The sequence below is a fragment of the Janthinobacterium sp. PSPC1-1 genome (assembly GCF_049897625.1).
GTDB lineage: Bacteria > Pseudomonadota > Gammaproteobacteria > Burkholderiales > Burkholderiaceae_D > Janthinobacterium > Janthinobacterium tructae.
This window is the reverse complement of the sequence record NZ_JAFCWP010000007.1, coordinates 109082-131229: the sequence shown is the minus strand read 5'-3', so window position 1 is coordinate 131229 and position 22148 is coordinate 109082. Positions and strand designations below refer to the sequence as shown.

Genomic DNA, 22148 nt, shown 5'->3' with positions numbered 1-22148 from the left:
GGCGCAGATGCCACAGGCTGCCTGAAATTTTTACGCATGTCAAAAAAACAGCCGCGTTTTGATTTTCCTGTCTTGTAAATGAGAATAGTAATAGTTATCATTTGCAACTGGCAGCATGAGAAGACGACACTGAAGGATCGAGTGAAGGGCGGCATCATGAGACTGCCCCTTTCCCATCCGCAGTTGAAGGTTCTTCATGTCTTCCATTCTTACCCTGCGCCAGTCCGTGCTGGCCATCGGCCTGGCCTTTGGCGCCAGCGCCGCCTCGCCCCTTGTTCTTGCCGCCGAAGCGGACGCCGATGAACCTGCACCGCAGGTGCTGCCCGAAGTGCGCACGCAAGCCGAACGTGTCTCCGTGGGCGAACAGCGCCTGGACAGGCGCCAGATTGAAGCGCTGAATGGCATCGACGGCAATGTCACGAGCTTGTTGCGCATCAACCCCAGCGTGCAATTCGATAACAAGCAGCAAGCGTCCGCCACCCAGGGTGAGCTGGCCCCGGCCGACATCAGCATCAATGGCGCCAAGTTCTACGATAATCTGTACCAGATGGATGGCATGTCGCTCAACAACGATATCGGCCCCACCAACAATCCCGGCAAAGGCGTCGGCTTCACCAACAACAATACCACGCCACCGTCGGCCAGCCAGGGCTTTGCCGTCGACACCAGCCTGCTGTGCGACGTGACGGTGCTCGACTCGAACATCGGCGCCGAATATGGCCGTTTCAAGGGCGGCGTGGTGAAGGCCAACACTTGCGCGCCTACGCGCAAGCTGTCCGGCCAGGTTTCCGTGGAAAGCACGCGTTCGTCGTGGATGCAATACAAGCTCAACGACAGCCAGCGCGACAGCGCCGCCAATTCGGCCACGGCCGATTTGCAGCCAGCCTTCGAAAAATGGACGTACCGCGCCGCGCTGCAGGGCAAGGTGACGGAGAATTTCAGCCTGATCGGCAGCCTGGTCCGCAAGACTTCGGAAATCCCCCTGAACGCCTATGTCAACGGCTTGCAAAGCGCCGGCGACGCCAATCGCAAGGTACAAAAGCGCGGCAGCGACAATGCCTTCGTGCGCGGTTTCTGGACCATCCGCCCCGGCGTGCAGGCCGATTTCTCGCTCATGCATGCGCCGGCCAGCGGCGATTATTTTCTTGCCAACTCGAAAAACAGCGACTTCCACCTGCAGAGCGGCGGCAATGGCGTCAACCTGGGCTTGACGCACCCGCTGGCGCTGCTGGGCAACGCCACCGCAGAACACCGTTTGAGCTGGAACAAGATGGACAGTTCGCGCCGTGCCGATGAAAGCATCTGGAAATTATGGCGCTACTCGAATGACAAGAACTGGGGCGTGAAGACGACCGGCTCGGCATGGAATAGCGGCGAGGGCGGCTATGGCGACGTGGATCAGGAGCAGGAAAACGCCCAGTATCAGGGCAAGCTGAAGTGGGAACCCGTCGACTGGCTGGGCATGTCGCACACCTTCCAGGCGGGCCTGGAACTGGGTACGCAGCGTTCGAGCTACCGCCGCAACACCCAGTATGAACAATACACGGGGTCGTTCGATATCAATTCCTGCAACAGGGCGGGCGGCGGGGTGGATACGCAATTTTGCTCCCTGGCCACGCCCTGGGACGCGGCGCCAAACGTGCGCGGCCAGTACCTGAAGCGGCGCATCATTTTCTACGCGGGCGCCTATGAGCTGGGCAACAAGACGCGCGGCGCCTTCCTGCAGGACGACGTCAGGCTGGGCGACGTGCGCCTGCGCCTGGGTGCGCGCTACGACAGTGACGAGCTGTCGCCGAAGTCCAGTATCGCGCCGCGCCTGTCGGCTTTCTGGGATGTGGCCGGCAAGGGCACGACGCAGATCGAGGTGGGCGCCAACCGCTACTATGGCCGCAATTTCTTCGATTTCTATGCGCGCTCGAAACGCCTGGCACTGCAGGCCTCTCCGCAAGATCGTACCTTGACGGGTGGCTTGCTGAAGGATTGGGCGGCGCCCGAGATGGCCACCAACTGGGCCTGGTACAAGACGGGCGAGATGAAGGTGCCGTACACGGATGAAAAAATGCTGGGCATCAGCCAGCAATGGGGTGGCGTGAAGTGGAGCGCCAAGCGCGTGCTGCGCGAAGGCCGCGACGAGATGGTGCAGCACCTGGAATCGGCCGCGAATTACCGCTGGGACAACATCGGCCGCAGCGACAGCAAGGTGTGGACCCTGGCCGCCGAAACGGCGCGCCCGCTGCGCTGGGGCGGCAGCGCCACGCAGCTTCACTTCGGCTATGACCACACGCGTACCAGCAGCTCGCATGCCGATTACGACAACACCCTGAACGAACTGTCGGACGACCTGGGCAAATACATTTATTACCAGGGCAAGTTCATGCGCTGGGTGGACCGCCCGGCGAACAATTACAATCGTCCATGGACGGCGCGCCTGCTGCTGTCGACGGATATCCCCACCTACCGCCTGAAAGTGGACAACTTCTTGCGCGTACGGGGGCCGGAAACGGGCATGGCGGCGACGGGCGAGGCCAAGCTGTTTGACGGTGAGGTGGCGAAAGTCTACCGGGACGTTACGGTAGGCAAGTCCATCACCTGGGACCTGCGCGTGCAGTACGCGCTGCCGAAGACGGGCCCGGGCGAGGGCTTTGTGAACCTGGGGATCGAGAACGTCAGCAACCGCAGCAATCCCCTGTTACAGGCGACGACCGAAGTCGTGTATGAAAAAGGCCGCCAGTTCACGCTGGAACTCGGTTACCGTTTCTAATCAACTCATCGGCAGGCGCATGAACATGGCATCCCACCTGAAAAAAACCACTGTCGCCCTGGCCGCCTTGCTGGCGGGCGGCGCCCTGTTACTCAGCCTCGATGGCCAGGCGCGCGAGGGCGCTGCCGCAGCCGTTGAACCTTGCGCTGGCGCAAGCGGCTGGGACCTGGCCTGTCTGCGCCAGACGTATGCGCGACCGATCGCCGGCTGGCCCCGGCCGCAGGTGGCCGACGGCGTCACGCCGCTGGAAATGGCCCCGGTCTCGGCCATGCCCGTGCCGTCCTTGGCGCCGGCCGTCGTGGCGCTGGGGCAGCGTCTGTTCAACGACCCCCGTTTGTCGCGTTCGAATGCGGTGGCTTGCCTCAGCTGCCACAGTCCCGCGCACAGCTTTGCCGACAGCAAGCGCGTTTCCGTCGGACACGAAGGGCGGCTGGGCCAGCGCAATACGCCGGGCTTGCTGGGCGTGGCGCAGATCAAGCCGCTGTTCTGGGATGGCCGCGCCAGCTCCCTGGAAGAACAGGCGCTGGGGCCCTTGCAGCATCCGGACGAGATGGCCATGGACGTGCCGGCCCTGGCGGCCAAGCTGGCCGCGCTCGATGATTACACGGCGCAGTTCGATGCGGCTTTCGGCCAGGGCACCGGTGTGACCCTGCCGCGTATCCTGACGGCGCTGGCCGACTATCAGCGCACCTTGCTGCCACCCGTCACGCGTTTCGATACTTTCCTGGAAGGCGAACGCACGGCCCTGAACGACCGCGAGCTGCTGGGCCTGCATCTGTTCCGCACCAAGGCGCGCTGCATGACGTGCCACAGCGGTGCCTTGCTGACGGACCAGCAATTTCATAACCTGGGGCTGACGTATTACGGCCGCAAGAAATATGAAGACCTGGGGCGCTACCTGGTGACGGGCAAGGATGGGGACGTGGGCAAGTTCCGCACGCCGGGCTTGCGCGGCGTGGCGCAATCGGGGCCGTGGATGCACAACGGTCTGTTTCCGCAGATGGTGGGCTTGCTGAACATGTATAACGCGGGCATGTCGCGCCCCGTGCCGCAAAACGCGCAGCAGGCGGCCGATCCGAAGTTTCCCGTCACCTCGCCCCTGCTGCAGCCATTGCAGCTGACGTCCGGGGAAATCATCGCATTGAAGAGTTTTCTCGAAGCGTTGTAGCCGCTCGGCCGGTTGCGCCCGCAACCGGCCTTTCCTGCTTGCGGCGCCGATATTGTATAGACGTTTGGCGCCCCGCAATCTCTCCAAATGCCACATTTCACGGGCCTTGCCGATATATTTTCCAAAGTGGAAATTTATCGAAAGGAAACGTTAATTCTAAAATAAGTGCGGTCTATATTCGTTTTTGCAGGATGTAAATTCTATAAAGTAATAAGCATCGCACTGCAGATGGTATTCCTTTTTCCACGTCAATCGAAAGGTAGAAAATGTTTAAAAAGATCGCACTTTTCCTGTTCGCCGTTGGTGTCAGCGCATCCTATTCGGTAGGGGCGGCCGGCAATGGCTTGAGTGACTGCCAGCGCGAGTGCTATGGCGCCTTTACCGATTGCATGGATTCTGGTCATTCCAACAACACATGCAAGGCATTGTTAAATGCATGCAAGGCCGAATGCGCCTTGAATTAAGAAAACCGGGTTTGCCGGGGCGAACAATCGCCCCTGCTTAAAGGTAACGATGTCAAGGCGGCTTCATGATACAAAAGAAAATGAAAACCATCGCCATGTATGGCTTGATCCTGGCCGCCGGCCTGGGCAGCGGTTATGGTTTGTCCCTGTTGCCCGGCTTGCTCAAGTCGAATTACACCGAGGGCAATTACGCCGCGTATTTCCCGAATGCCCAGGCGAAGGTGGTGTTGTACGGCACGGACTGGTGCGGCTATTGCGCCAAGACGCGTGCGTATTTCAAGGAAAACAAGATCGAATTTGTCGATCTCGATATCGAGAAATCCCCGGCAGCAAAAAAAGCCCATGAGGAACTCGGCGGCGGCGGCGTGCCGGTGGTGTTGATCGGCAACCGCAAAATCCAGGGTTTCAATACGGGCGCGCTGGAAGCGGCGCTGAAGAGAATCTGATTACCGGATGGCGCGTAAGAAACGGCGCGCCATGGATGTCAGTGATCGTCTGTCAATTCAACAGGAGTGCTTATGTTCAAAAAACTGGGTTTCTTTTTGTTTGCCATGGGCGTCAGCGCTTCGTATGCGATTGCCGGCGGCGAGCCGGAATGCTATGCGCAATGCGATGAAGGGCTGGACCAGTGCATGACGGATCATCCGAGGTCGCCAGGCGCCTGCACCAAGATTCATCAGCTGTGCTACAACCGCTGCGCTCAAGACTAGCATTCAATACAGTTTGCCGGCTGGCCTGTACGCTGGCCAGGCCGGCGTTGGCGACGTTAGCCCCGCGTGCGGTCGTGCCGCCACAGCACGTCGCTACCGCCGGCAAAGCGGTTCAGCACGCGCGACAGCACGAACAGCAGGTCCGACAGGCGGTTCACGTACTGGCGCGGATGCTCGTGGATGGTTTCCGCATTCGCCAGCGCGACGATGCTGCGCTCGGCGCGGCGGCACACGGTGCGGCATACGTGCGCCAGCGAGGCGGCGCGCGAACCGGCCGGCAGGATGAATTCACTCAAGGCGGGCAAGTCCGCATTGTATTTCGCCAGTAAATCATCGAGGCGCAGCACATGCTCTTCCTTGATCAGCTGGTAGCCGGGGATGCAGATTTCCCCGCCCAGGTCGAACAGATCGTGCTGGATGGCCACCAGCTCTTCGCGCAAGGCGTCGGGCATGGCTTCGCACAGCAGCAAGCCGATATTGGAATTGAGTTCGTCCACGTCGCCCATGGCGTGGATGCGGGCGCTGTCCTTGCTGGTGCGGCTGCCGTCGCCCAGGCCGGTGCTGCCATTGTCGCCCGTGCGCGTGGCGATTTTCGAGAGTCGGTTGCCCATGATGCTGATCCTGTCAATGAAGAATGGGGGCAGCATACGACACTGCGCGCCGCCTGGCCGCGGATTTGGCTTCGGAATGGACAAAAAAAGCGCTGCGCGCCACTTTTGTGCTTACAATCGTTGCACGCCCATGCCCTTTCCCCCCATCTTATGCTCAATGCTGCCCCTGAACCTGGATTGACCGCCGCGCGCCAGCAAGCCGTCGTCGCGGCCTTGCTGGCCGTGCTGCCGGCCCGCTGCGTGCTGTCCGACGCCGAAGATACGCGCCCGTATGAATGCGACGGCCTGGCCGCCTACCGCCAGCTGCCGATGGTGGTCACCCTGCCGGATACGGAGGAACAGGTCATCGCCATCCTCGGCGTCTGCCGGGAACTGAAGGTGCCGATCGTGCCGCGCGGCGCCGGCACGGGCTTGTCGGGTGGCGCCTTGCCCATCGCCGACGGCGTGGTGCTGTCGACGGCGCGCCTGAACCGCATCGTGCGTCTGGACGCCTACGCGCGCACGGCCGTGGTGCAGCCGGGCGTGCGCAACCTGGCCATTTCCGAAGCGGCCGCGCCCCACGCGCTGTACTACGCGCCCGATCCCTCCTCGCAGATCGCCTGCAGCATCGGCGGCAACGTGGCGGAAAACTCGGGCGGCGTGCATTGCCTGAAATACGGCTTGACCGTGCACAATGTGCTGCGCGTGCGTATCGTCACCATCGATGGCGACGTGCTGGAACTGGGCGGCGAATGCCTCGACTCTCCGGGCCTCGACCTGCTGGCCATTTTCATCGGCTCCGAAGGCATGCTGGGCATCGTCACGGAAGTGACCGTGAAACTGATCCCGAAACCGGCCACGGCCAGGGTCATCATGGCGTCCTTTGACGACGTCGTCACGGGCGGCAACGCCGTGGCCAACGTGATTGCCGCCGGCATCATCCCGGCCGGGCTGGAAATGATGGACCAGACCTCCTCGCGCATGGTCGAACCGTTCGTCAAGGCCGGCTACGACATCGATGCAGCGGCCATTTTGCTGTGCGAAGCGGACGGCACGCACGAGGAAGTGGAAGAGGAAATTGCCCGCATGACGGCCGTGCTGGAAGGGGCGGGCGCCAGCGCCATCGCCGTCTCGCAGTCGGAAGCGGAACGCATGAAGTTCTGGTCCGGCCGCAAGAATGCGTTTCCCGCCGCCGGGCGCATCTCGCCCGATTACTACTGCATGGACGGCACCATCCCGAGAAAAAAACTGGCGGAAGTCCTGACGGGCATCGCCGGCATGGAAACGACGCATGGCTTGCGCTGCGCGAATGTGTTCCACGCGGGCGACGGCAATCTGCATCCGCTGATCCTGTTCGATGCCAACAAGCCCGGTGAATTCGAGCGCGCCGAAGCGTTTGGCGCCGACATCCTGGCCCTGTGCGTGGCCGTCGGCGGCACCATCACGGGCGAGCATGGCGTGGGCATGGAAAAAATCAATTCCATGTGCGTGCAGTTTACGCGCGCCGAACTCGATGCCTTCTTTGCCGTCAAGCGCGCCTTCGACCCGCATACCCTGCTGAACCCGGACAAGGCGATCCCCACCTTGAACCGCTGCGCCGAATTCGGCAAGATGCATGTGACGGCAGGGCGCCTGCCATTCGCCAACCTGCCCCGTTTTTAATTTGCCGGAGACTCCTTTGCAAGCGATAGTGGAACAATTCAGGCAGGCCATCCTGGCGGCCAGCGCGGCGGGCAAGCCGTTACGCCTGCGCGGCGGCGGCACAAAAGACTGGTATGGCCAGCAATTCGACGGCGAGGTGCTCGACACGCGCGCGTATGCTGGCATCATCGACTATGAACCGACGGAGCTGGTGATTACGGCCCGCTGCGGCACGCCGCTGGCGGAAATCGAGGCGGCGCTGGCCGCGCGCAACCAGATGCTGGCCTTCGAGCCGCCGCACTTCGGTCCTGGCGCCACGCTGGGCGGCGTCGTCGCCAGCGCGCTGTCCGGCCCGCGCCGCGCCAGCGCGGGCGCGCTGCGTGATTTCGTGCTGGGCGCCGTGCTGATGGACGGCCACGGCGAACGCCTGGCCTTCGGCGGGCAAGTCATGAAAAACGTGGCCGGCTACGATGTCTCGCGCCTGCTGGCCGGCTCGCTGGGCAGCTTGGGCCTGATCCTGGAAGTGTCGCTGAAGGTGCTGCCCCTGCCGCTGCGCGAAGCGACTTTCCGCGTGGCGTGCGCGGAAATCGCCGCCTTGCGCTTGCTCAATGAATGGGCGGGCAAACCGCTGCCGATATCGGCCAGCTGCTGGCATGACGGCGTGCTGACGGTGCGCCTGTCCGGCGCCGAGGCGGCCGTCTCGGCGGCGCTGCGCACGCTGGGTGGCAAGCTGCTGGCAGCCGATGAGGCGGCCGCCTTCTGGCTGGCCGTGCGCGAGCAGACGCACGCTTTCTTTGCGGGCGCGGGCAGCTTGTGGCGCTTGTCGCTGCCGCCGCACGCCAGCGCCGTGATTTTAAAAGGGCGCCAGCTGATCGAGTGGGGAGGCGCGCAGCGCTGGCTGAAGCTCGACGGCGACGCCGATGCGGCCAGCAGCGAGTACATCCGCCAGGCCGTGGCCGCTCTTGGGGGCCACGCCACCCTGTTCCGTGGCGGCGACAAGGCGGTGGGCGTGTTCCACCCGCTGGCGCCCGCCATCGCCACCATCCACCAGCGCCTGCGGCAGGCTTTCGACCCTGCCGGCATCTTCAACCCGCACAGAATGTATTGAGCGCGCATGCAAACCAATCTCGCCGATTTCATCAAGAATACGCCGGCAGGTGACGAAGCCGAAGCCATCTTGCGCGCCTGCGTGCATTGCGGCTTTTGCACGGCCACCTGTCCCACCTACCAGCTGCTGGGCGACGAGCTCGATGGCCCGCGCGGACGCATCTACCTGATCAAGCAAGTGCTCGAAGGCGCGCCCGTCACGGCCAAGACGCAGACGCATCTGGACCGCTGTCTGACCTGCCGCAACTGCGAGTCGACCTGTCCCTCGGGGGTGCAGTACGGGCGCCTGGTCGACATCGGCCGCAACGTCGTCGAGCAGCGCGTGCAGCGCCCCTTGCGCGAACGCGCCTTGCGCTTCGCCCTGAAGGAAGCCTTGCCGCGCCGCTGGCTGTTTACGCCCGTGTACATGGCGGGGCAGGCGCTGCGGCCCTTGCTGTCAAAAAGTTTGCAGGATAAATTGCGTCCCGGTGCCGCCGCCGGCGCATGGCCCGCGCGCCAGCACGCACGCAGCATGCTGCTGCTCGACGGCTGCGTGCAGCCGGCCATGTCGCCCAACATCAACGCGGCCACGGCGCGCGTGCTCGATGCGCTGGGCGTGCAATTGATCGTCGCGCCGAAGGCCGGTTGCTGCGGCGCGCTGCGCCATCACCTGAACGACCAGGAAGCGGCGCTGGACGACATGCGCCGCAATATCGACGCCTGGTGGCCGTATGTCGACAGCGCCGAAGCCATCGTCATGACGGCGTCCGGCTGCGGCGCCACGGTGAAGGAATACGGCCACCTGCTGGCGCACGACGCGCAGTATGCGGAGAAGGCGCGGCGCATCGCCGCACTGACGCGCGATTTGTCCGAGATCATGCCGGCGTTTGAAAACGAGCTGGTGGCGCAGCTGAAAGGGCGCATCGGCAAAAAAGTCGCATATCACCCGCCCTGCACCCTGCAGCACGGCCAGCAAATCCGCGGCAAGGTGGAGCAGGTGCTGCGCGCCGTCGGCGTCGACGTGCGCCTGTGCGCCGACAGCCATTTGTGCTGCGGTTCGGCGGGCACGTATTCGATCCTGCAGCCGGCCCTGTCGCAGCAGCTGCGCGACAACAAGGTGGCAAACCTGGAAGCGTGCGAGCCCGATGAAATTGTGTCGGCCAATATCGGCTGCCTGAGCCACCTGCAGTCGGGCACCGAGACGCCCGTGCGGCACTGGATCGAGCTGATCGACTCCGCTTTGTCCCAGGTCAAATAGACACTTCGCTATATTGCGCAGTTTTCCATTGCGGCGCCGGGATGAAATTGTTCGCCCACTCCAGCACGGCGTCGGCCGGCATGGGGCGGGCGATGCCATAGCCTTGCGCCAGGTCGCAACCCAGCTGGATCAGGCGCGCGCCATGCTCGACGCTTTCCACGCCTTCGGCGATCACCGTCAAGCTGAAGGAACGGGCCAGGCCGATGACGGCGCGCACCAGGTGCAGGTCGTCGCGGTCGTTGAGCATGTTGCGCACGAAGCTCTGGTCGATCTTGACGATGTTCGCCGGCAGGCGCTTCAAATACGACATCGACGAATAGCCGGTGCCGAAATCGTCGAGCGCGAACGTGATGCCCAGCGCCTGGCAGGCGCGGATGATGCGGCGCACGTCCTCGATGTCGTGCAGGGCTGACGATTCGAGGATTTCCAGTTCCAGCATGCTGGCGCACACGCCGGGAAATTCGCCGAGGATGGTTTTCAGGCGCGAGACGAAATCGGGTCGCTGGAAATGGCGCGCCGCGATATTCACGCTGACCACCCAGTGCTTGCCGCAAGCCACCCAGCGCTGCATCTGCCACAGGGCCTGGCGCAGCACCCATTCGCCGATGTCGATGATCAGGTCCGTCTGCTCCACCAGTGGCAGGAATTGCGCCGGTGCCAGCACGCCGCGGCGCGCATGCTGCCAGCGCAGCAGCGCTTCCATGCCCACCACCGTGCCGGCACGCATGTTCACCTTGGGCTGGTAGTACAGCCGCAGTTCGCCGTTGATCAGGGCCTGGCGCACTTCCGTGCGCTGGTTGTGGTGGGTGCGTACTTCTTCATCGAGGTTGGTATCGAAGAAGTGATACTGGTTGCGCCCCGTCAATTTCGCCTGGTAGACGGCGTGGTCGGCGTGGCGCAGCAGGCTTTCCGTATTCAAGTCCTTGCCCGCATAGACGGCGATGCCGACGCTGGCCGTCATGTGCAACGCCTGCTGGTCGCACTGGTAGGGGCGGCTCAGTTCCTGCATCAATTGCGTGACGTTCTGCTCGATGCTGGCGATATTGGCCTGGCCGCACAGCAGCATGACGAATTCATCGCCGCCCAGGCGCGCCGCGTAGTGGACCTGGCCCGTAAAACTGTGCAGGCGGCCCGCCACCTGCTTGAGGATTTCATCGCCCGCTTCGGCGCCGTAGCGGTCGTTGATGACCTGGAAGTGGTCGAGGTCGAACAGGCAGACGGCCAGCAGGCGCTGGCGTTCGCGCGCCAGGAACAGTTCCTGTTCGAAGCGGGCTGCCAGCGCGGCACGGTTGGGCAAGCCCGTCAGTACATCATTGTAGTTTTGCCATGACAGTTTTTGCAGCGCCTGCTGCATGTGCACGGTTTCGTTCAGCTGCTCGCCCAGCTGGCGCTGGCTGGTCTTCAGCGAGGAAAACAGTTCTTCGACATCGCCGGCCATGCTGTTGAACGAGTGCGATACGGCTTGCGCTTCGGGCGTGGCGCCAGCCGCCAGGCGCACGGCGAAGTTGCCTTCGCGGAAGCGGTCGGTCGCTTGCACCAGCCGCGCCAGCAAGCGGCGGTGCGTGGCCAGGATCGAGCCCAGCAGCAGGAAGACCAGCGCGATATTGATGGTGCTGAGGACGGCCTGTTCGCGCACCCGCTGCCATACCTGCGCCAGGGGCAGGCCGGGCGTGTAGTGCAGGTCGAGGATGCCGTCGCCGCCGTCCGGCAGCGCCACCGTCAGGCGGCTGCGGATGGCATTGATACCGGCCAGGCGCGCGAACCACGCCGGCACCGTGGCCGCCATGCTGTCGGCCAGCGGTTTGTCGGCCAGCACTTCGACATGCCCGCCAGCCGTATTCCAGTGCACGGAGGCGAGGCTGCGGTTCAGCGGCAGGGCGCTGCGCAGCACCTGGCGCATGCTGTCGTGCATCGTGTGACTGTCCGTGCGCACGGCCAGCGGCAGCACGCTATTGGCCAGGAACAGGTCGAGTTGCCGGGCATCGCTCTGGTAGCGCGCATTGGCCAGCGCGCTTTCCGTACCGAGCAGGGCGTGATAACGGATCGCGGAAACGCAAAATATCAGGAAGAAAATAGGAATGAATAGGCGGGGATATATGCCCATCCGCATCCATGAAGATATTATTTTCCCAAAGACTGGCATCGTTTTTTGATCGATATCTGCGAATAATTATGTCAACATTATCACCGAAATTTGCTATTGGAAACACAATACTGATATCAAGCATGAAATAAATACGAATTGATTGATTTCAATGTTTGTTGTTTTAAATCAAAGCGTCGCGTGCTATTCCTGTATTAATTGCCGAATGTCGGCCGCCAGGCTAGCCGGTTTGCTGGCCGTCGCATAGCGGCGAAATACGCTGCCATCCTTGCGCACCAAAAACTTGGTGAAATTCCATTTGATCGACTGCGTGCCGAATATGCCGGGCGCCGCCTGTTTTAATTGCGCAAACAGGGGATGGGTATGCGGGCCATTCACATCGATCTTGGCAAACAGGGGAAAGGTGACGCCGAAGTTTTTCTCGCAAAAGGCAGCGATTTCCCCGTTCGAGCCCGGTTCCTGCTGGCGGAATTGATTGCAGGGAAAGCCAAGCACGACCAGGCCCTGGTCGTGGAATTCGCGGTACAGCGCTTCCAGGCCCTGGTATTGCGGCGTGAAACCGCAGGCGCTGGCCGTGTTGACGATCAGCAATACCTTGCCCTTGTAGCGCGCCAGGTCGACCGGCGTGCCGTCCAGCGCATCGGCCTGGCAATCGTGGATGGCGCTCATGTCAGAGCAGTCCCAGCGTGGTGGCGCCCGTTTGCGGGGCCAGTTCCGGCGCTGTTGCGCCCTTGAGCTTGATCGCCAGGCGCAGGTCGTTGACGGAGTCCGCATTGCGCAGCGCATCTTCATGGCTGATGGCGCCCGCTTCGTGCAGGTCGAACAGGGCCTGGTCGAACGTCTGCATGCCAAGCTCGCGCGATTTTTTCATCAGCTCCTTGATCTCGTGCACCTGGCCCTTGAAGATCAGGTCGCTCATCAGCGGCGAATTGAGCAGGATTTCCAGCGCCGCCTTGCGCCCGCCGCCTTCCTTGTTGGGGATCAGCCGCTGCGAAATCATGCCCTTCAAATTGAGCGACAGATCCATCAGCAGCTGCTGGCGCCGCTCTTCGGGGAAGAAATTGATGATGCGGTCCAGCGCCTGGTTGGCATTGTTCGCGTGCAGGGTCGCCAGGCACAGATGGCCCGTCTCGGCGAATGCGATGGCGTGGTCCATGGTCTCGCGGTCGCGGATTTCGCCGATCTGGATCACGTCGGGCGCCTGGCGCAGGGTGTTTTTCAGGGCCGTGGCCCAGTCGTCCGTATCGACGCCCACCTCGCGCTGGGTGACGATGCAGTTACCATGCGGATGGATGAATTCCACAGGATCTTCGATGGTGATGATGTGGCCGTGGCTGTGGGCGTTGCGGTGGCCCACCATGGCCGCCAGCGTGGTCGACTTGCCGCAGCCCGTGGCGCCCACCATGATGACGAGGCCCCGCTTGCTCATCACGATGTCTTGCAGGATGGCGGGCAGGCCCAATCCCTCCAGCGTGGGGATGGCGGTATTGATCAAGCGCAAGACCATGCCTGCCTGGCCCATCTGCACGAAGGCGGACACGCGGAAACGCCCCAGGCCGTCCGGGCTGATGGCGAAATTGGCTTCGCGGCTGGACGCGAATTCGGCCGCCTGGCGTTCATTCATGACGGCGCGCACGTAGCCGGCCGCCTGTTGCGCATCGAGCGCGGTGCCCGCCAGCGGCGTCAGCTTGCCGTCGAGCTTGATGGCGGGCGGAAAGCCGGCCGTGATGAACAGGTCCGAGCCGCCCCGTGCGCGCATCTGCGCCAGCAGCGCGTGCATGGCGCCATAGTATTCTTGCGTCGTTTGCATGATTTATCCGGGGAAGTTTTCGGGAACCTTGGCGGCCGCGCGGGCCGTCTCCGCCGTAATCGTGCCGCGCCGCACCAGGTCGGACAGGCACTGGTCCAGGGTCTGCATGCCCACGTTGCTGCCCGTCTGGATGGTCGAATACATCTGCGCCACTTTCGCTTCGCGGATCAGGTTGCGCACGGCGGGCGTGGCCAGCATGATTTCATGCGCGGCCACGCGGCCGCTGCCGTCCTTGGTTTTGAGCAAGTTCTGCGAAATGACGGCTTGCAAGGATTCGGACAGCATGGCGCGCACCATTTCCTTTTCCTCGGCGGGGAAGACGTCGATGATGCGGTCGATCGATTTCGCCGCCGACGACGTATGCAGGGTGCCGAATACCAGGTGGCCCGTCTCGGCCGCCGTCAGCGCCAGGCGGATGGTTTCCAGGTCGCGCAATTCGCCCACTAAAATCACGTCCGGGTCTTCGCGCAGGGCCGAGCGCAGCGCGTTGCTGAACGAATGCGTGTGCGACCCCACCTCGCGCTGGTTGATCAGGCATTTTTTCGGCTCATGCACGAATTCGATCGGGTCTTCGATGGTCAATATATGGTGGTTCAGGCGTTCGTTGACGTGGTTTACCATGGCCGCCAGGGTGGTCGACTTGCCGGAGCCCGTCGGACCCGTGACCAGCACGAGGCCGCGCGGACGCATGGCCAGCTCGCCGAAGATGCGCGGGGCGTTGAGTTCTTCCAGGGTCAGCACTTTCGATGGAATCGTGCGCAGCACGGCCGAGGCACCCCGTTCCTGGTTGTAGGCGTTGACGCGGAAGCGGGCCAGGCCGGGAATCTCGAACGAGAAATCGCATTCCAGCGCTTCTTCATAGGCTTTGCGCTGGCTGTCGTTCATGATGTCGTAGATCATGCTGTGCACTTCCTTGTGCTCGAGCGGCGCCACGTTCAGGCGGCGCACGTCGCCATGGACGCGTATCATCGGCGGCAGGCCGGAAGACAGGTGCAGGTCGGAAGCCTTGTTGTTGACGGAGAAAGCGAGTAGTTCGGAGATGTCCATTTATAATCCCTGTGCCTGCATTGATGGGCTGGCGCACTGTGCCGCCGCCCCTATACACTAGAAAATGATTATGTCCACAATCGAACAGAACTTGCAAGCCGTGCGCGACAGTATTGCGCAGGCCGCCGCTGACGCGCAGCGTGCGCCGGCCGACGTGGCCCTGCTGGCCGTGTCAAAAACCTTCGGTGCGGACGCCGTGCTGGCAGCCATGCGCGCGGGCCAGGCGGCGTTTGGCGAAAATTATCTGCAGGAAGCGCTCGACAAGATCGCCTTTGTGAAGGAGGCCGCACCGCAGCACGTCCCGGCATGGCACTTCATCGGCCCCATCCAGAGCAACAAGACGCGCCCCATCGCCGAACACTTCGATTGGGTGCACACGGTGGAGCGGGAAAAGATCGCCGTCCGCCTGTCCGAGCAGCGCCCGGCCGGCTTGCCCGACCTGAATATCTGCTTGCAAGTCAATATCAGCGGCGAAGCGAGCAAGAGCGGTGTGACGCCAGCGGAATTGCCGGCGCTGGCGCGCGCCGTGGCGCAATTGCCCCGCTTGCGCTTGCGCGGCCTGATGGCGATTCCCGAGCCGGAAACGGATGTCCACCTTCAGCGCGCTGCCTTTGCGCAATTGCGCGTGCTGTACCAACAATTGAAGGCCGATGGGCTGGCGCTCGACACCCTGTCGATGGGCATGTCGGCCGACTTGCGCGCCGCCGTGCTGGAAGGCGCCACCATCGTGCGCGTGGGCAGTGCCATCTTCGGTTCCCGTAATTACTCTCACTGATTGAATGAAAGAATCACCATGACGACAGAATTGAACATCGCCTTTGTGGGCGGCGGCAATATGGCCGCCGCCCTGATCGCCGGCCTGGCCGGCAAGCTGACCCTGGGCGGCAATATCCACGTGATCGACCCGCATGCGCCCGCGCTGGAAAAATTGCAGGCGCAATTCGGCGTCACGACGGCAACTTCCGCCGGCGAGGCGCTGCGCGCCGTGGACGTGATCGTGCTGGCCGTGAAACCGCAAAGCATGCGCGAAGTGGCGGCGCAGTTGCTGCCCTTCCTCGACGGGGAGCGGGCGCCATTGATCCTGTCGATCGCCGCCGGCATCCGCGCGGCCGACCTGTCGCGTTGGCTCGGTGATTATCCCGCCATCGTGCGTTGCATGCCGAACACGCCGGCCCTGATCGGCATGGGCATCACGGGCATGGTCGCCAGCAGCGGCGTCGGCGAGGAACAGAAAAAGACGGCAGACGCCATCCTGCGCGCCGTCGGCCAGACCGTCTGGCTCGACGACGAGGCGAAGATCGACCCTGTGACGGCCGTGTCGGGCAGCGGTCCCGCCTATGTGTTTTACTTCATCGAAGCGATGCAGCAGGCGGCCGCCGAACTGGGTCTCACGCCGGAGCAGGGCACGCAGCTGGCGATTGCCACCTTTACGGGCGCGGCGCAGCTGGCGGCGAACTCCAGCGAAGCCGTGTCGCTGCTGCGCGAGCGCGTTACGTCGAAGGGCGGCACGACGTATGCGGCGCTGACCAGCATGGAGGAGAGCGGCGTGAAGGCTGCCATCGTCAAGGGTATCAAGGCGGCCGCGCAACGGGGGCGCGAGATGGGTGACGAGCTGTCCAAGTAATTAGATCACCTTGACGGCGCGGCCGATGTACAGGATCGGTCCCGTTGGCCGGCCCGTGGGCGAACCCGTAGCCGGTTCCAGCGTGATTTCAAACAGTTGCTCCGGCTGCAGCGGCGGCAGCTTATCCAACGTCAGCTTGAGGCTTTGCCCTGGCTTGACCAGACCCAGCGAGACAGGCGCGTCCCAATCCTTGCCCTTGGTCCAGAATTGCAGGGCTTTTTGCTGCGGCACATTTGTTGGTCCCAGCGGGATCAGGCTCAGGTCGCGGTTCTTGCCGCCACGTCCGCCCGCCTGCACGATCCAGCCCGGCGATTTATCCTGTGGCGCCACCAGGACGACCAGGTAGCCGGGTCCGGCTGGTGCTTGCAGTTGCACGGCAACGAGCACGGCCAGCGCGGCCGTGGCCACCAGACCGCCGCCGGCCAGCAGTCTCCAGAAGGCCAGGCTGTTCCACCATGCCTGCCAGCCGCCCGCTTGCCGCACGGTGTTCGGCGTGAACAGGCTGGCGCTGATGCGCGGCCACAGTTGCGCGGACGGTGTTTCGGGCGGCACCAGGGTCGTCAAGGGCAGCAAACGCTGTTCCCAGGCATCGACGGCGTCGCGCAACGCCGGCTCGCGCAGCAAGCGCTGTTCCACTTCCGCACGCTCGGCCAGCGCCAATGTGCCCAGCACATACTCGCCGGCCAGCCGTTGCAATTGTTCGTCGCTATTCATCATCCCATGCACTCCCGCAAGGCGGCTAGGCCACGCTTGACCCAAGCCTTGACGGTGCCCAGCGGCGCTTGCAGGCGCTGCGCGATTTCACTGTGGGAACAGCCATCGACGTAGGCGTACAGGATGCTGTTGCGTTTGGGTTCGTCCAGGTGGCCCAGGCAATCGTGCAGCTTGCCCATGTTCGCCTGCAGGGCGTAGGCATCACCGGCGTCATCGCCTTGGCGTTGGTGCAGCAGGGTTTCCACGGTATCCTCGTCGGCCGATACTTCATGGGCGCGGGCGCGCGCCACGTTCAGTGCCTGGTGCCGCACCACCACATAGATCCAGCCTTTGCCGCTGCCGCGCGTGGCGTCGAAGCTGCCGGCACGGCGCCAGATATTCAGGAAGGCGTCGTGCAGCACGTCTTCGGCCAAAGCCCGCTGACGTACGATGCGCAGGGCCACGCCCAGCAGGTAGCGGCTTTCCTGCTGGTACAGGCCGTGCAATGCCTGCTGCTCGCCCCTGGCGCAGGCACGCAGGGCGGCATCGTAATCGAACGGAGTGGCTGGGGCTGGCAAGGTGGGCGCAATCGTTGAGTGAACGGTTAGCAAGTTTTCAAGGCCGAGTATAGGCCAGAAACCAGCTTGCCAACCGTCACGTCCATGGTTTTATAGTGATTTCCAGAAGATGTAGTCAGCCTGGTAGGGCACCCATTGTTTGGCGCCAACGGTGTCCATGCCGCACGGGCTGCTTGGCGCCACGCCGCCGCGGGTGACCACGCGCTGGATGTAGCTGACGCCCTGCATGGCGCCGTTGCCCATGGCCGGGTTGGCTTTTACCAGTTGATACGGGATATTGCCAGCACCGGCCGGCGCCACGGCCACTTGCGTCGCCGTCACTTTCGAGCCGTCCAGGTTGGCCCAGGTGGCAGGCGGACCCACATACGTGCCCACTTGCATGCCGCTGCGGTCGTTCAAGGCCGCATCCGGTCCCACGAAGACCCATTCGTGGCCCGTCATGTCTTTTTTCGCCTTGCATTCGTAGGCAATCTTGCCCACGCCCACTGTCTGCATGGCCACCTGGTGGCCATCGGGCACTTTGACGGCGGCGGGTAATTGTTCCTGTGAATAGCGCGCGCTCATGGGGGCGCAGGCGCTCAGCAGCAGGGCGGCGCCCAGTACAGTGAGTGCGGGGGCGGAAACGGCATGGCGTGGGGCAGTGAAGGCAAGCATGGCAAACTCCTGGTAGTTGGCTCAACCGGTTGGTTGATGTCATTACTACGCATGGGCTCGCCATTTGGATGCAGCCAGGAAAAAATATTTAAGGCGGCGTTTCTTTCTTGCTGAAACGCTGCGCCAGCGCCAGCACGACGGGCATGGCGGTGGTGGCGTGCTTGAGCAGCGCGCCGCTGGCCCGCAGCAGGGGCAGGAAGCGGCGCGGGCGCACCAGCAGCAGGCCCAGCACGCCGCCTCCTATCATCAGGGGAACCTTGAAACGTGTGGCCAGGGTGTGGCGCAGATTGCCGCCCGTCAGCGGTTCCAGCAGCTGGCGCGTTTGCACGCCCAGGGCCAGGCGCTGCAGCGCGCATTCGGCCAGCAGCGCGTCGCGCCGCTGCGCCAGGCTGGCGGCCGTGTGCACATGCGATAACTTGGTGGGATGCGTAGTCATGGCCGCTCCGATTCCCGGCGCGCCAGCAATTGCAGCTCGTCCAGGTCTTTGTTCAGTTCGGAAAGTGTGAAGGACAGCAGTTTCGGCTTGCTGCGGAAACTGGCGCGCACACCCAACAGGGTGGCGAGGGCGGCAGCGATGAAGACGGCAGCCGTGATGGCGATGGCGGCGATGCGGTGCGTGTCCCAAAATAACACGATGACGAGGAAGACCAGCAGCACCAGGCCGACAAACAGGCACAGCAGTGCCAGCATGGCCAGCGCCAGATAGGACAGGAAGCGCAGCGACTCTTCTTCCATTTCCACGGCCGCCAGGGCCAGACGGGTCTGGACGATGGCGGCGAGAGTCGCTGCGACTTGGGCGACATGGTGCACGATAGCCATATGCTGCCTTTCGCGTCAGGAGACGGCCAAGGCCGTCGGTACTGCTACTACTAGCGGCGTGACGAGGAAAGCAGCAGGCCGAACAGCACGCCCACGACGGCGCCCGCGCCCACGGCTTTCCATGGATTGTCCTGCACGTATTCGTCGGTGGCCTTGGCCGCCTTCTTGGTGCGTTCGAGTAAGTCTTCTTCCAGCTTGATCAAGTCTTTCTTGGCCGTTTCCAGGGTGGCGATGAACTTGTCCTTGACGGCTTTGACATTCTCGCCCGTCTGATCCTTGGCGCCATCGAGCCAGCCTTCCGCTTCATTGATGACGGTTTTCAGGTCGCCGACCAGTTTGTCGCGGGCCTTGTCGGCGTCGGCGAGGATGCTGTCGCTGCTGGATTTTCCGGTATGTATCGAGCTCATGTATTACCTCATGGAAGTGAAACTGCACAGTGAAATACCAGTGTAGGCAGCTGCGGTCAGGCTAGTCTTGTGCCGCCTCAAGGGCTGCTGCGGCGCAAGGATCATTGATTAACGGAAAGCAAAGTCCAGCACCACGCCCGCAAACACCGCTGCTCCTAGCCAGTTATTATGCCGGAACGCGGCAAAACACGGCATGCGCTCGCGTGCGCGGATCAGGGTGTAGTGGTAAACAGCGCAGCCGGCCGCTACCAGCAAGCCCGCCACATACCAGTAGCGCAAGCCCAGGTGCCAGCCGCAGACCAGCCACAGCAGCAGGAAAGCGGCATAGCACAGCATGATGATGGCCACGTCGTAGCGGCCAAAGGTGATGGCCGAGGTCTTGATGCCGATCTTTAAGTCGTCGTCGCGGTCGACCATCGCGTATTCCGTATCGTAGGCCACGGCCCAGAAGACATTGCCCAGCAACAGCAACCAGGCGACGACTGGCACGGAATCCGTGATGGCGGCAAAGCCCATGGGGATGCCGAAGCCGAAGGCGATGCCCAGGTAAGCTTGCGGAATCGCAAAGAAACGCTTGAAGTAGGGATAGGTGCCGGCGATGATGACGGCGGCCACCGACAATTGCTTGGTAAGCGCATTCAAGGGCAGGATCAGGCAGAAGGCCAGCACGGTCAGCACGCCGGCCACGGCCAGCGCTTCCTTGCCGCTGATGCGCCCGCTGGTGATGGGACGGTCCACCGTGCGCTTGACGAATTTGTCGATATCCTGGTCGGCGTAGTCGTTGATGGCGCAGCCAGCCGAGCGCATCAGGAAAGTGCCAAGAATGAAAATGAGCAGCAGCCGCCAGTCCGGCACGCCCTGCTGCGCCAGCCACAGCGCGCACAGGGTAGGCCACAGCAGCAATACGGTACCGATAGGCTTGTCCAGCCGTATCAGGCGAAAATACAGCGCCAGCTTATTCATGGAAGACTCGATCTTGTTGAAGAGAAAGGTCGATTATCGCAAATAGTATGCAAATGTACTATTTTGACGCCTGGCCGCTAGGCTGCGTCTTTGCACAAGGGGGTAATGCCGGGCAAGTCGCAGCTGGCGATGGCCGCGCACAAGGCATCGATGGCCGCCTTGCGCGTAAAACTCTTGCGCCACAACATCACCACCCTGCGCGATGGCACCGGGGCGGCGAAGGGCCGGTATTCGAGCATGCCCTCGGTGGCGTGCATATTGGCGACGGAGGCGCGCGGCAGGACCGTCAGGCCGATGCCGCTGGCCACCATGTGGCGAATGGTTTCCAGCGAGGAACCCTCAAACGTGCGCTGCATGCCGTTGCCGGGCGAGGAAAAACGCGCCATTTCGGGGCACACTTCCAGCACCTGGTCGCGGAAACAGTGGCCATTACCCAGCAGCAGCATGGTTTCCGATTTCAAGTCTTGCGCGGCGATTTTTTCACGCGCTGTCCACGGATGCTGGCGCGGCATGGCCACGACGAACGGTTCGTCATACAGTTCTTGCATGGCCATGCCGTGGTCGGGCAGGGGCAGGGCCATGATGGCCACGTCCAGTTCGCCCTGGCGCAGCAATTCGAGCAGGCGAACCGTGAAGTTTTCCTGCAAGATCAAAGGCATCTGCGGCACCTGGTCTATCATGGCCTTGACCAGGGGTGGCAGCAGGTAGGGGCCGATCGTGTAGATCACGCCCAGGCGCAGGGGGCCAGCCAGCGGGTCCTTGTTTTGCTTGGCGAGTTCCTTGATGGCGGCTGTCTGTTCCAGCACGCGTTCGGCTTGCGCAATGATCTGCGCGCCCAGGGGCGTGACGGAGATTTCCGCGCCGCCCCGTTCGAACAGGACCACGCCCAGTTCGTCTTCGAGTTTCTTGATGGCCACTGACAGGGTGGGTTGGGCAACGAAGCAGGCTTCGGCGGCATGGCCGAAGTGCTTCGCTCGCGCGACTGCAACGATATATTTCAGTTCAGTCAGTGTCATAGTTTGATTGAAACACAGGAAGTACTTACTTGCAATGAATGAAAGGTGGCGCGCACGTGAAACTGTGGCGCCGATGGCGTATTGTAGCGGATCGCCCCCTATAATGCGGGAGCGGGCAGCGAAGGGAGATGGCTGCAGGCGCTGGCATGCAAGGCGATAGCCACGCCTGAGCGTGACCCTATTTAACCCAACAAGAGATATCCATGCCTGATTTTGAAAACAAACTGTGCGACCGTGACGAACTGCGCGCCCGCGCCGCAGCCCTGCCGAAACCGGTGGTGGTGACGAATGGCGTGTTCGACATTCTGCACCGCGGCCACGTGACCTATCTGGCGCAGGCACGCGCGCTGGGCGCCTCGCTGGTGGTGGCCGTGAATACCGATGCCTCGGTGAAACGCCTGGGCAAGGGCGACGACCGTCCCCTGAACAGCTGCGAAGACCGCATGGCCGTGCTGGCCGCGCTGGAAGCGGTGAGCCTGGTGGTGCCGTTCTCGGAAGACAGCGCCCTGGAAGTGGTGCAGGAAATCGAACCGGAAATCTATGCCAAGGGCGGCGACTACGACATGGCGGCCATCCCCGAAGGCAAGGCCGTGCTGGCGTATGGCGGCCAGGCCGTGGCCATCGATTTCGCGCATGACCGCTCGACCACCAAGCTGCTGACGAAAGTGCGGACGCAGCAGGGCTGAGGAACGCCGTCAATGTTTTCATACTGATAAAAAGACGTTACTATGAGAACTGCCAGGGTTGCGACCTCG

The 22148-nt window shown here is 62.7% G+C and carries 24 protein-coding genes; 11 read left to right on the top strand and 13 right to left on the bottom strand.

The annotated features are described in order from the left end of the window. Nucleotides 1-196 precede the first annotated feature (196 nt). The 5 genes from ACP7EG_RS21490 to ACP7EG_RS21470 all read left to right on the top strand — a co-directional run bounded on the left by ACP7EG_RS21490 (nt 197) and on the right by ACP7EG_RS21470 (nt 5103). Nucleotides 197-2761 (top strand): hypothetical protein, encoded by a 2565-nt coding sequence (locus ACP7EG_RS21490; RefSeq protein WP_426089221.1) that lies wholly within the window; start codon nt 197-199, stop codon nt 2759-2761. A gap of 19 nt (nt 2762-2780) precedes the next feature. Then, nucleotides 2781-3929 (top strand): cytochrome-c peroxidase, encoded by a 1149-nt coding sequence (locus ACP7EG_RS21485; RefSeq protein ID WP_426089220.1) that lies wholly within the window; start codon nt 2781-2783, stop codon nt 3927-3929. A 266-nt stretch (nt 3930-4195) separates the two neighbouring features. Then, on the top strand, nt 4196-4393 hold the full coding sequence (locus ACP7EG_RS21480; protein WP_157750908.1) for a hypothetical protein: 198 nt from the start codon (nt 4196-4198) through the stop codon (nt 4391-4393). 65 nt (nt 4394-4458) lie between these two features. Then, entirely contained in the window at nt 4459-4839 is a 381-nt protein-coding gene (locus ACP7EG_RS21475) for a glutaredoxin family protein (RefSeq protein WP_426089219.1), read from the top strand. A gap of 72 nt (nt 4840-4911) precedes the next feature. Then, nucleotides 4912-5103 carry a hypothetical protein gene (locus ACP7EG_RS21470; RefSeq protein ID WP_096233840.1) on the top strand — a complete coding sequence of 64 codons (192 nt, stop codon included), beginning with the start codon at nt 4912-4914 and terminating at the stop codon, nt 5101-5103. A 56-nt stretch (nt 5104-5159) separates the two neighbouring features. On the opposite strand, the gene ACP7EG_RS21465 is transcribed toward ACP7EG_RS21470, so the two are convergent. Further along, nucleotides 5160-5714, bottom strand: a complete 555-nt coding sequence (locus ACP7EG_RS21465; protein ID WP_096238290.1) for a cob(I)yrinic acid a,c-diamide adenosyltransferase — start codon at nt 5712-5714, stop codon at nt 5160-5162. A gap of 150 nt (nt 5715-5864) precedes the next feature. Here ACP7EG_RS21465 and ACP7EG_RS21460 point away from each other — a divergent pair, with 150 nt between their 5' ends. From ACP7EG_RS21460 to glcF, 3 genes are read left to right on the top strand one after another with little or no spacing between them, the layout of a single operon-like run. Continuing rightward, nucleotides 5865-7355, top strand: coding sequence for an FAD-linked oxidase C-terminal domain-containing protein (locus ACP7EG_RS21460; RefSeq protein ID WP_071079449.1), 1491 nt, complete (start codon nt 5865-5867; stop codon nt 7353-7355). Nucleotides 7356-7371: 16 nt separating this feature from the next. Then, the gene (glcE, locus tag ACP7EG_RS21455) at nt 7372-8442 is read left to right on the top strand and encodes a glycolate oxidase subunit GlcE (protein ID WP_426089218.1); all 1071 of its coding nucleotides are present in this window, start codon (nt 7372-7374) and stop codon (nt 8440-8442) included. Nucleotides 8443-8448: 6 nt separating this feature from the next. Beyond that, on the top strand, nt 8449-9678 hold the full coding sequence (glcF, locus tag ACP7EG_RS21450) for a glycolate oxidase subunit GlcF (protein WP_426089217.1): 1230 nt from the start codon (nt 8449-8451) through the stop codon (nt 9676-9678). Here the strand turns inward: glcF and ACP7EG_RS21445 are convergent. The 4 genes from ACP7EG_RS21445 to ACP7EG_RS21430 form a co-directional block, all read right to left on the bottom strand. Beyond that, on the bottom strand, nt 9671-11782 hold the full coding sequence (locus tag ACP7EG_RS21445) for a putative bifunctional diguanylate cyclase/phosphodiesterase (protein WP_426089216.1): 2112 nt from the start codon (nt 11780-11782) through the stop codon (nt 9671-9673). The two genes, glcF and ACP7EG_RS21445, sit on opposite strands and share 8 nt — an antisense overlap. A 183-nt stretch (nt 11783-11965) precedes the next feature. After that, complete coding sequence (locus tag ACP7EG_RS21440) at nt 11966-12451, bottom strand: glutathione peroxidase (RefSeq protein WP_426089215.1); 486 nt, start codon at nt 12449-12451, stop codon at nt 11966-11968. Between the two features lies 1 nt (nt 12452). Then, on the bottom strand, nt 12453-13592 hold the full coding sequence (locus tag ACP7EG_RS21435) for a PilT/PilU family type 4a pilus ATPase (protein ID WP_426089214.1): 1140 nt from the start codon (nt 13590-13592) through the stop codon (nt 12453-12455). A gap of 3 nt (nt 13593-13595) precedes the next feature. Continuing rightward, on the bottom strand, nt 13596-14639 hold the full coding sequence (locus ACP7EG_RS21430; RefSeq protein WP_426089213.1) for a type IV pilus twitching motility protein PilT: 1044 nt from the start codon (nt 14637-14639) through the stop codon (nt 13596-13598). A gap of 70 nt (nt 14640-14709) precedes the next feature. Here ACP7EG_RS21430 and ACP7EG_RS21425 point away from each other — a divergent pair, with 70 nt between their 5' ends. Both ACP7EG_RS21425 and proC read left to right on the top strand, forming a co-directional pair. Then, a complete protein-coding gene (locus ACP7EG_RS21425) occupies nt 14710-15414 on the top strand; it encodes a YggS family pyridoxal phosphate-dependent enzyme (RefSeq protein ID WP_426089212.1) in 705 nt (234 codons plus the stop codon). Nucleotides 15415-15432: 18 nt separating this feature from the next. Further along, nucleotides 15433-16263 carry a pyrroline-5-carboxylate reductase gene (proC, locus tag ACP7EG_RS21420; protein WP_426089211.1) on the top strand — a complete coding sequence of 277 codons (831 nt, stop codon included), beginning with the start codon at nt 15433-15435 and terminating at the stop codon, nt 16261-16263. On the opposite strand, the gene ACP7EG_RS21415 is transcribed toward proC, so the two are convergent. From ACP7EG_RS21415 to ACP7EG_RS21380, 8 genes are all read right to left on the bottom strand, one after another. Continuing rightward, nucleotides 16264-16980 (bottom strand): anti-sigma factor, encoded by a 717-nt coding sequence (locus ACP7EG_RS21415; protein ID WP_426089210.1) that lies wholly within the window; start codon nt 16978-16980, stop codon nt 16264-16266. Beyond that, the gene (locus tag ACP7EG_RS21410) at nt 16977-17534 is read right to left on the bottom strand and encodes a sigma-70 family RNA polymerase sigma factor (protein WP_426089209.1); all 558 of its coding nucleotides are present in this window, start codon (nt 17532-17534) and stop codon (nt 16977-16979) included. Before ACP7EG_RS21410 ends, ACP7EG_RS21415 begins: the two co-directional genes overlap by 4 nt. A 90-nt stretch (nt 17535-17624) precedes the next feature. Further along, nucleotides 17625-18188, bottom strand: a complete 564-nt coding sequence (locus ACP7EG_RS21405) for a DUF3455 domain-containing protein (protein WP_426089208.1) — start codon at nt 18186-18188, stop codon at nt 17625-17627. A gap of 88 nt (nt 18189-18276) precedes the next feature. Further along, on the bottom strand, nt 18277-18624 hold the full coding sequence (locus ACP7EG_RS21400) for a hypothetical protein (protein ID WP_426089207.1): 348 nt from the start codon (nt 18622-18624) through the stop codon (nt 18277-18279). After that, nucleotides 18621-19007 (bottom strand): phage holin family protein, encoded by a 387-nt coding sequence (locus ACP7EG_RS21395; protein ID WP_096233852.1) that lies wholly within the window; start codon nt 19005-19007, stop codon nt 18621-18623. The genes ACP7EG_RS21400 and ACP7EG_RS21395 overlap by 4 nt, the downstream gene beginning before the upstream one ends. 50 nt (nt 19008-19057) lie before the next feature. Continuing rightward, entirely contained in the window at nt 19058-19414 is a 357-nt protein-coding gene (locus ACP7EG_RS21390; protein WP_046683402.1) for a glycine zipper domain-containing protein, read from the bottom strand. A gap of 108 nt (nt 19415-19522) precedes the next feature. Next, nucleotides 19523-20377 (bottom strand): 4-hydroxybenzoate octaprenyltransferase, encoded by an 855-nt coding sequence (gene ubiA, locus ACP7EG_RS21385; RefSeq protein ID WP_071079436.1) that lies wholly within the window; start codon nt 20375-20377, stop codon nt 19523-19525. A gap of 77 nt (nt 20378-20454) precedes the next feature. Then, on the bottom strand, nt 20455-21393 hold the full coding sequence (locus tag ACP7EG_RS21380) for a hydrogen peroxide-inducible genes activator (protein WP_096233854.1): 939 nt from the start codon (nt 21391-21393) through the stop codon (nt 20455-20457). Between the two features lie 203 nt (nt 21394-21596). On the opposite strand from ACP7EG_RS21380, the gene rfaE2 reads away from it, so the two are divergent. Beyond that, complete coding sequence (gene rfaE2 / locus ACP7EG_RS21375) at nt 21597-22079, top strand: D-glycero-beta-D-manno-heptose 1-phosphate adenylyltransferase (RefSeq protein ID WP_071079434.1); 483 nt, start codon at nt 21597-21599, stop codon at nt 22077-22079. Nucleotides 22080-22148 lie beyond the last annotated feature (69 nt).

Coding starts and splice junctions, on each gene's coding strand:
- ACP7EG_RS21490 (WP_426089221.1), top strand. CDS start 197: ATGTCTTCCATTCTTACCCTGCGCCAGTCCGTGCTGGCCATCGGCCTG.
- ACP7EG_RS21485 (WP_426089220.1), top strand. CDS start 2,781: ATGAACATGGCATCCCACCTGAAAAAAACCACTGTCGCCCTGGCCGCC.
- ACP7EG_RS21480 (WP_157750908.1), top strand. CDS start 4,196: ATGTTTAAAAAGATCGCACTTTTCCTGTTCGCCGTTGGTGTCAGCGCA.
- ACP7EG_RS21475 (WP_426089219.1), top strand. CDS start 4,459: ATGATACAAAAGAAAATGAAAACCATCGCCATGTATGGCTTGATCCTG.
- ACP7EG_RS21470 (WP_096233840.1), top strand. CDS start 4,912: ATGTTCAAAAAACTGGGTTTCTTTTTGTTTGCCATGGGCGTCAGCGCT.
- ACP7EG_RS21465 (WP_096238290.1), bottom strand. CDS start 5,714: ATGGGCAACCGACTCTCGAAAATCGCCACGCGCACGGGCGACAATGGC.
- ACP7EG_RS21460 (WP_071079449.1), top strand. CDS start 5,865: ATGCTCAATGCTGCCCCTGAACCTGGATTGACCGCCGCGCGCCAGCAA.
- glcF (WP_426089217.1), top strand. CDS start 8,449: ATGCAAACCAATCTCGCCGATTTCATCAAGAATACGCCGGCAGGTGAC.
- ACP7EG_RS21445 (WP_426089216.1), bottom strand. CDS start 11,782: ATGGGCATATATCCCCGCCTATTCATTCCTATTTTCTTCCTGATATTT.
- ACP7EG_RS21440 (WP_426089215.1), bottom strand. CDS start 12,451: ATGAGCGCCATCCACGATTGCCAGGCCGATGCGCTGGACGGCACGCCG.
- ACP7EG_RS21435 (WP_426089214.1), bottom strand. CDS start 13,592: ATGCAAACGACGCAAGAATACTATGGCGCCATGCACGCGCTGCTGGCG.
- ACP7EG_RS21430 (WP_426089213.1), bottom strand. CDS start 14,639: ATGGACATCTCCGAACTACTCGCTTTCTCCGTCAACAACAAGGCTTCC.
- ACP7EG_RS21425 (WP_426089212.1), top strand. CDS start 14,710: ATGTCCACAATCGAACAGAACTTGCAAGCCGTGCGCGACAGTATTGCG.
- proC (WP_426089211.1), top strand. CDS start 15,433: ATGACGACAGAATTGAACATCGCCTTTGTGGGCGGCGGCAATATGGCC.
- ACP7EG_RS21415 (WP_426089210.1), bottom strand. CDS start 16,980: ATGATGAATAGCGACGAACAATTGCAACGGCTGGCCGGCGAGTATGTG.
- ACP7EG_RS21405 (WP_426089208.1), bottom strand. CDS start 18,188: ATGCTTGCCTTCACTGCCCCACGCCATGCCGTTTCCGCCCCCGCACTC.
- ACP7EG_RS21400 (WP_426089207.1), bottom strand. CDS start 18,624: ATGACTACGCATCCCACCAAGTTATCGCATGTGCACACGGCCGCCAGC.
- ACP7EG_RS21395 (WP_096233852.1), bottom strand. CDS start 19,007: ATGGCTATCGTGCACCATGTCGCCCAAGTCGCAGCGACTCTCGCCGCC.
- ACP7EG_RS21390 (WP_046683402.1), bottom strand. CDS start 19,414: ATGAGCTCGATACATACCGGAAAATCCAGCAGCGACAGCATCCTCGCC.
- ubiA (WP_071079436.1), bottom strand. CDS start 20,377: ATGAATAAGCTGGCGCTGTATTTTCGCCTGATACGGCTGGACAAGCCT.
- ACP7EG_RS21380 (WP_096233854.1), bottom strand. CDS start 21,393: ATGACACTGACTGAACTGAAATATATCGTTGCAGTCGCGCGAGCGAAG.
- rfaE2 (WP_071079434.1), top strand. CDS start 21,597: ATGCCTGATTTTGAAAACAAACTGTGCGACCGTGACGAACTGCGCGCC.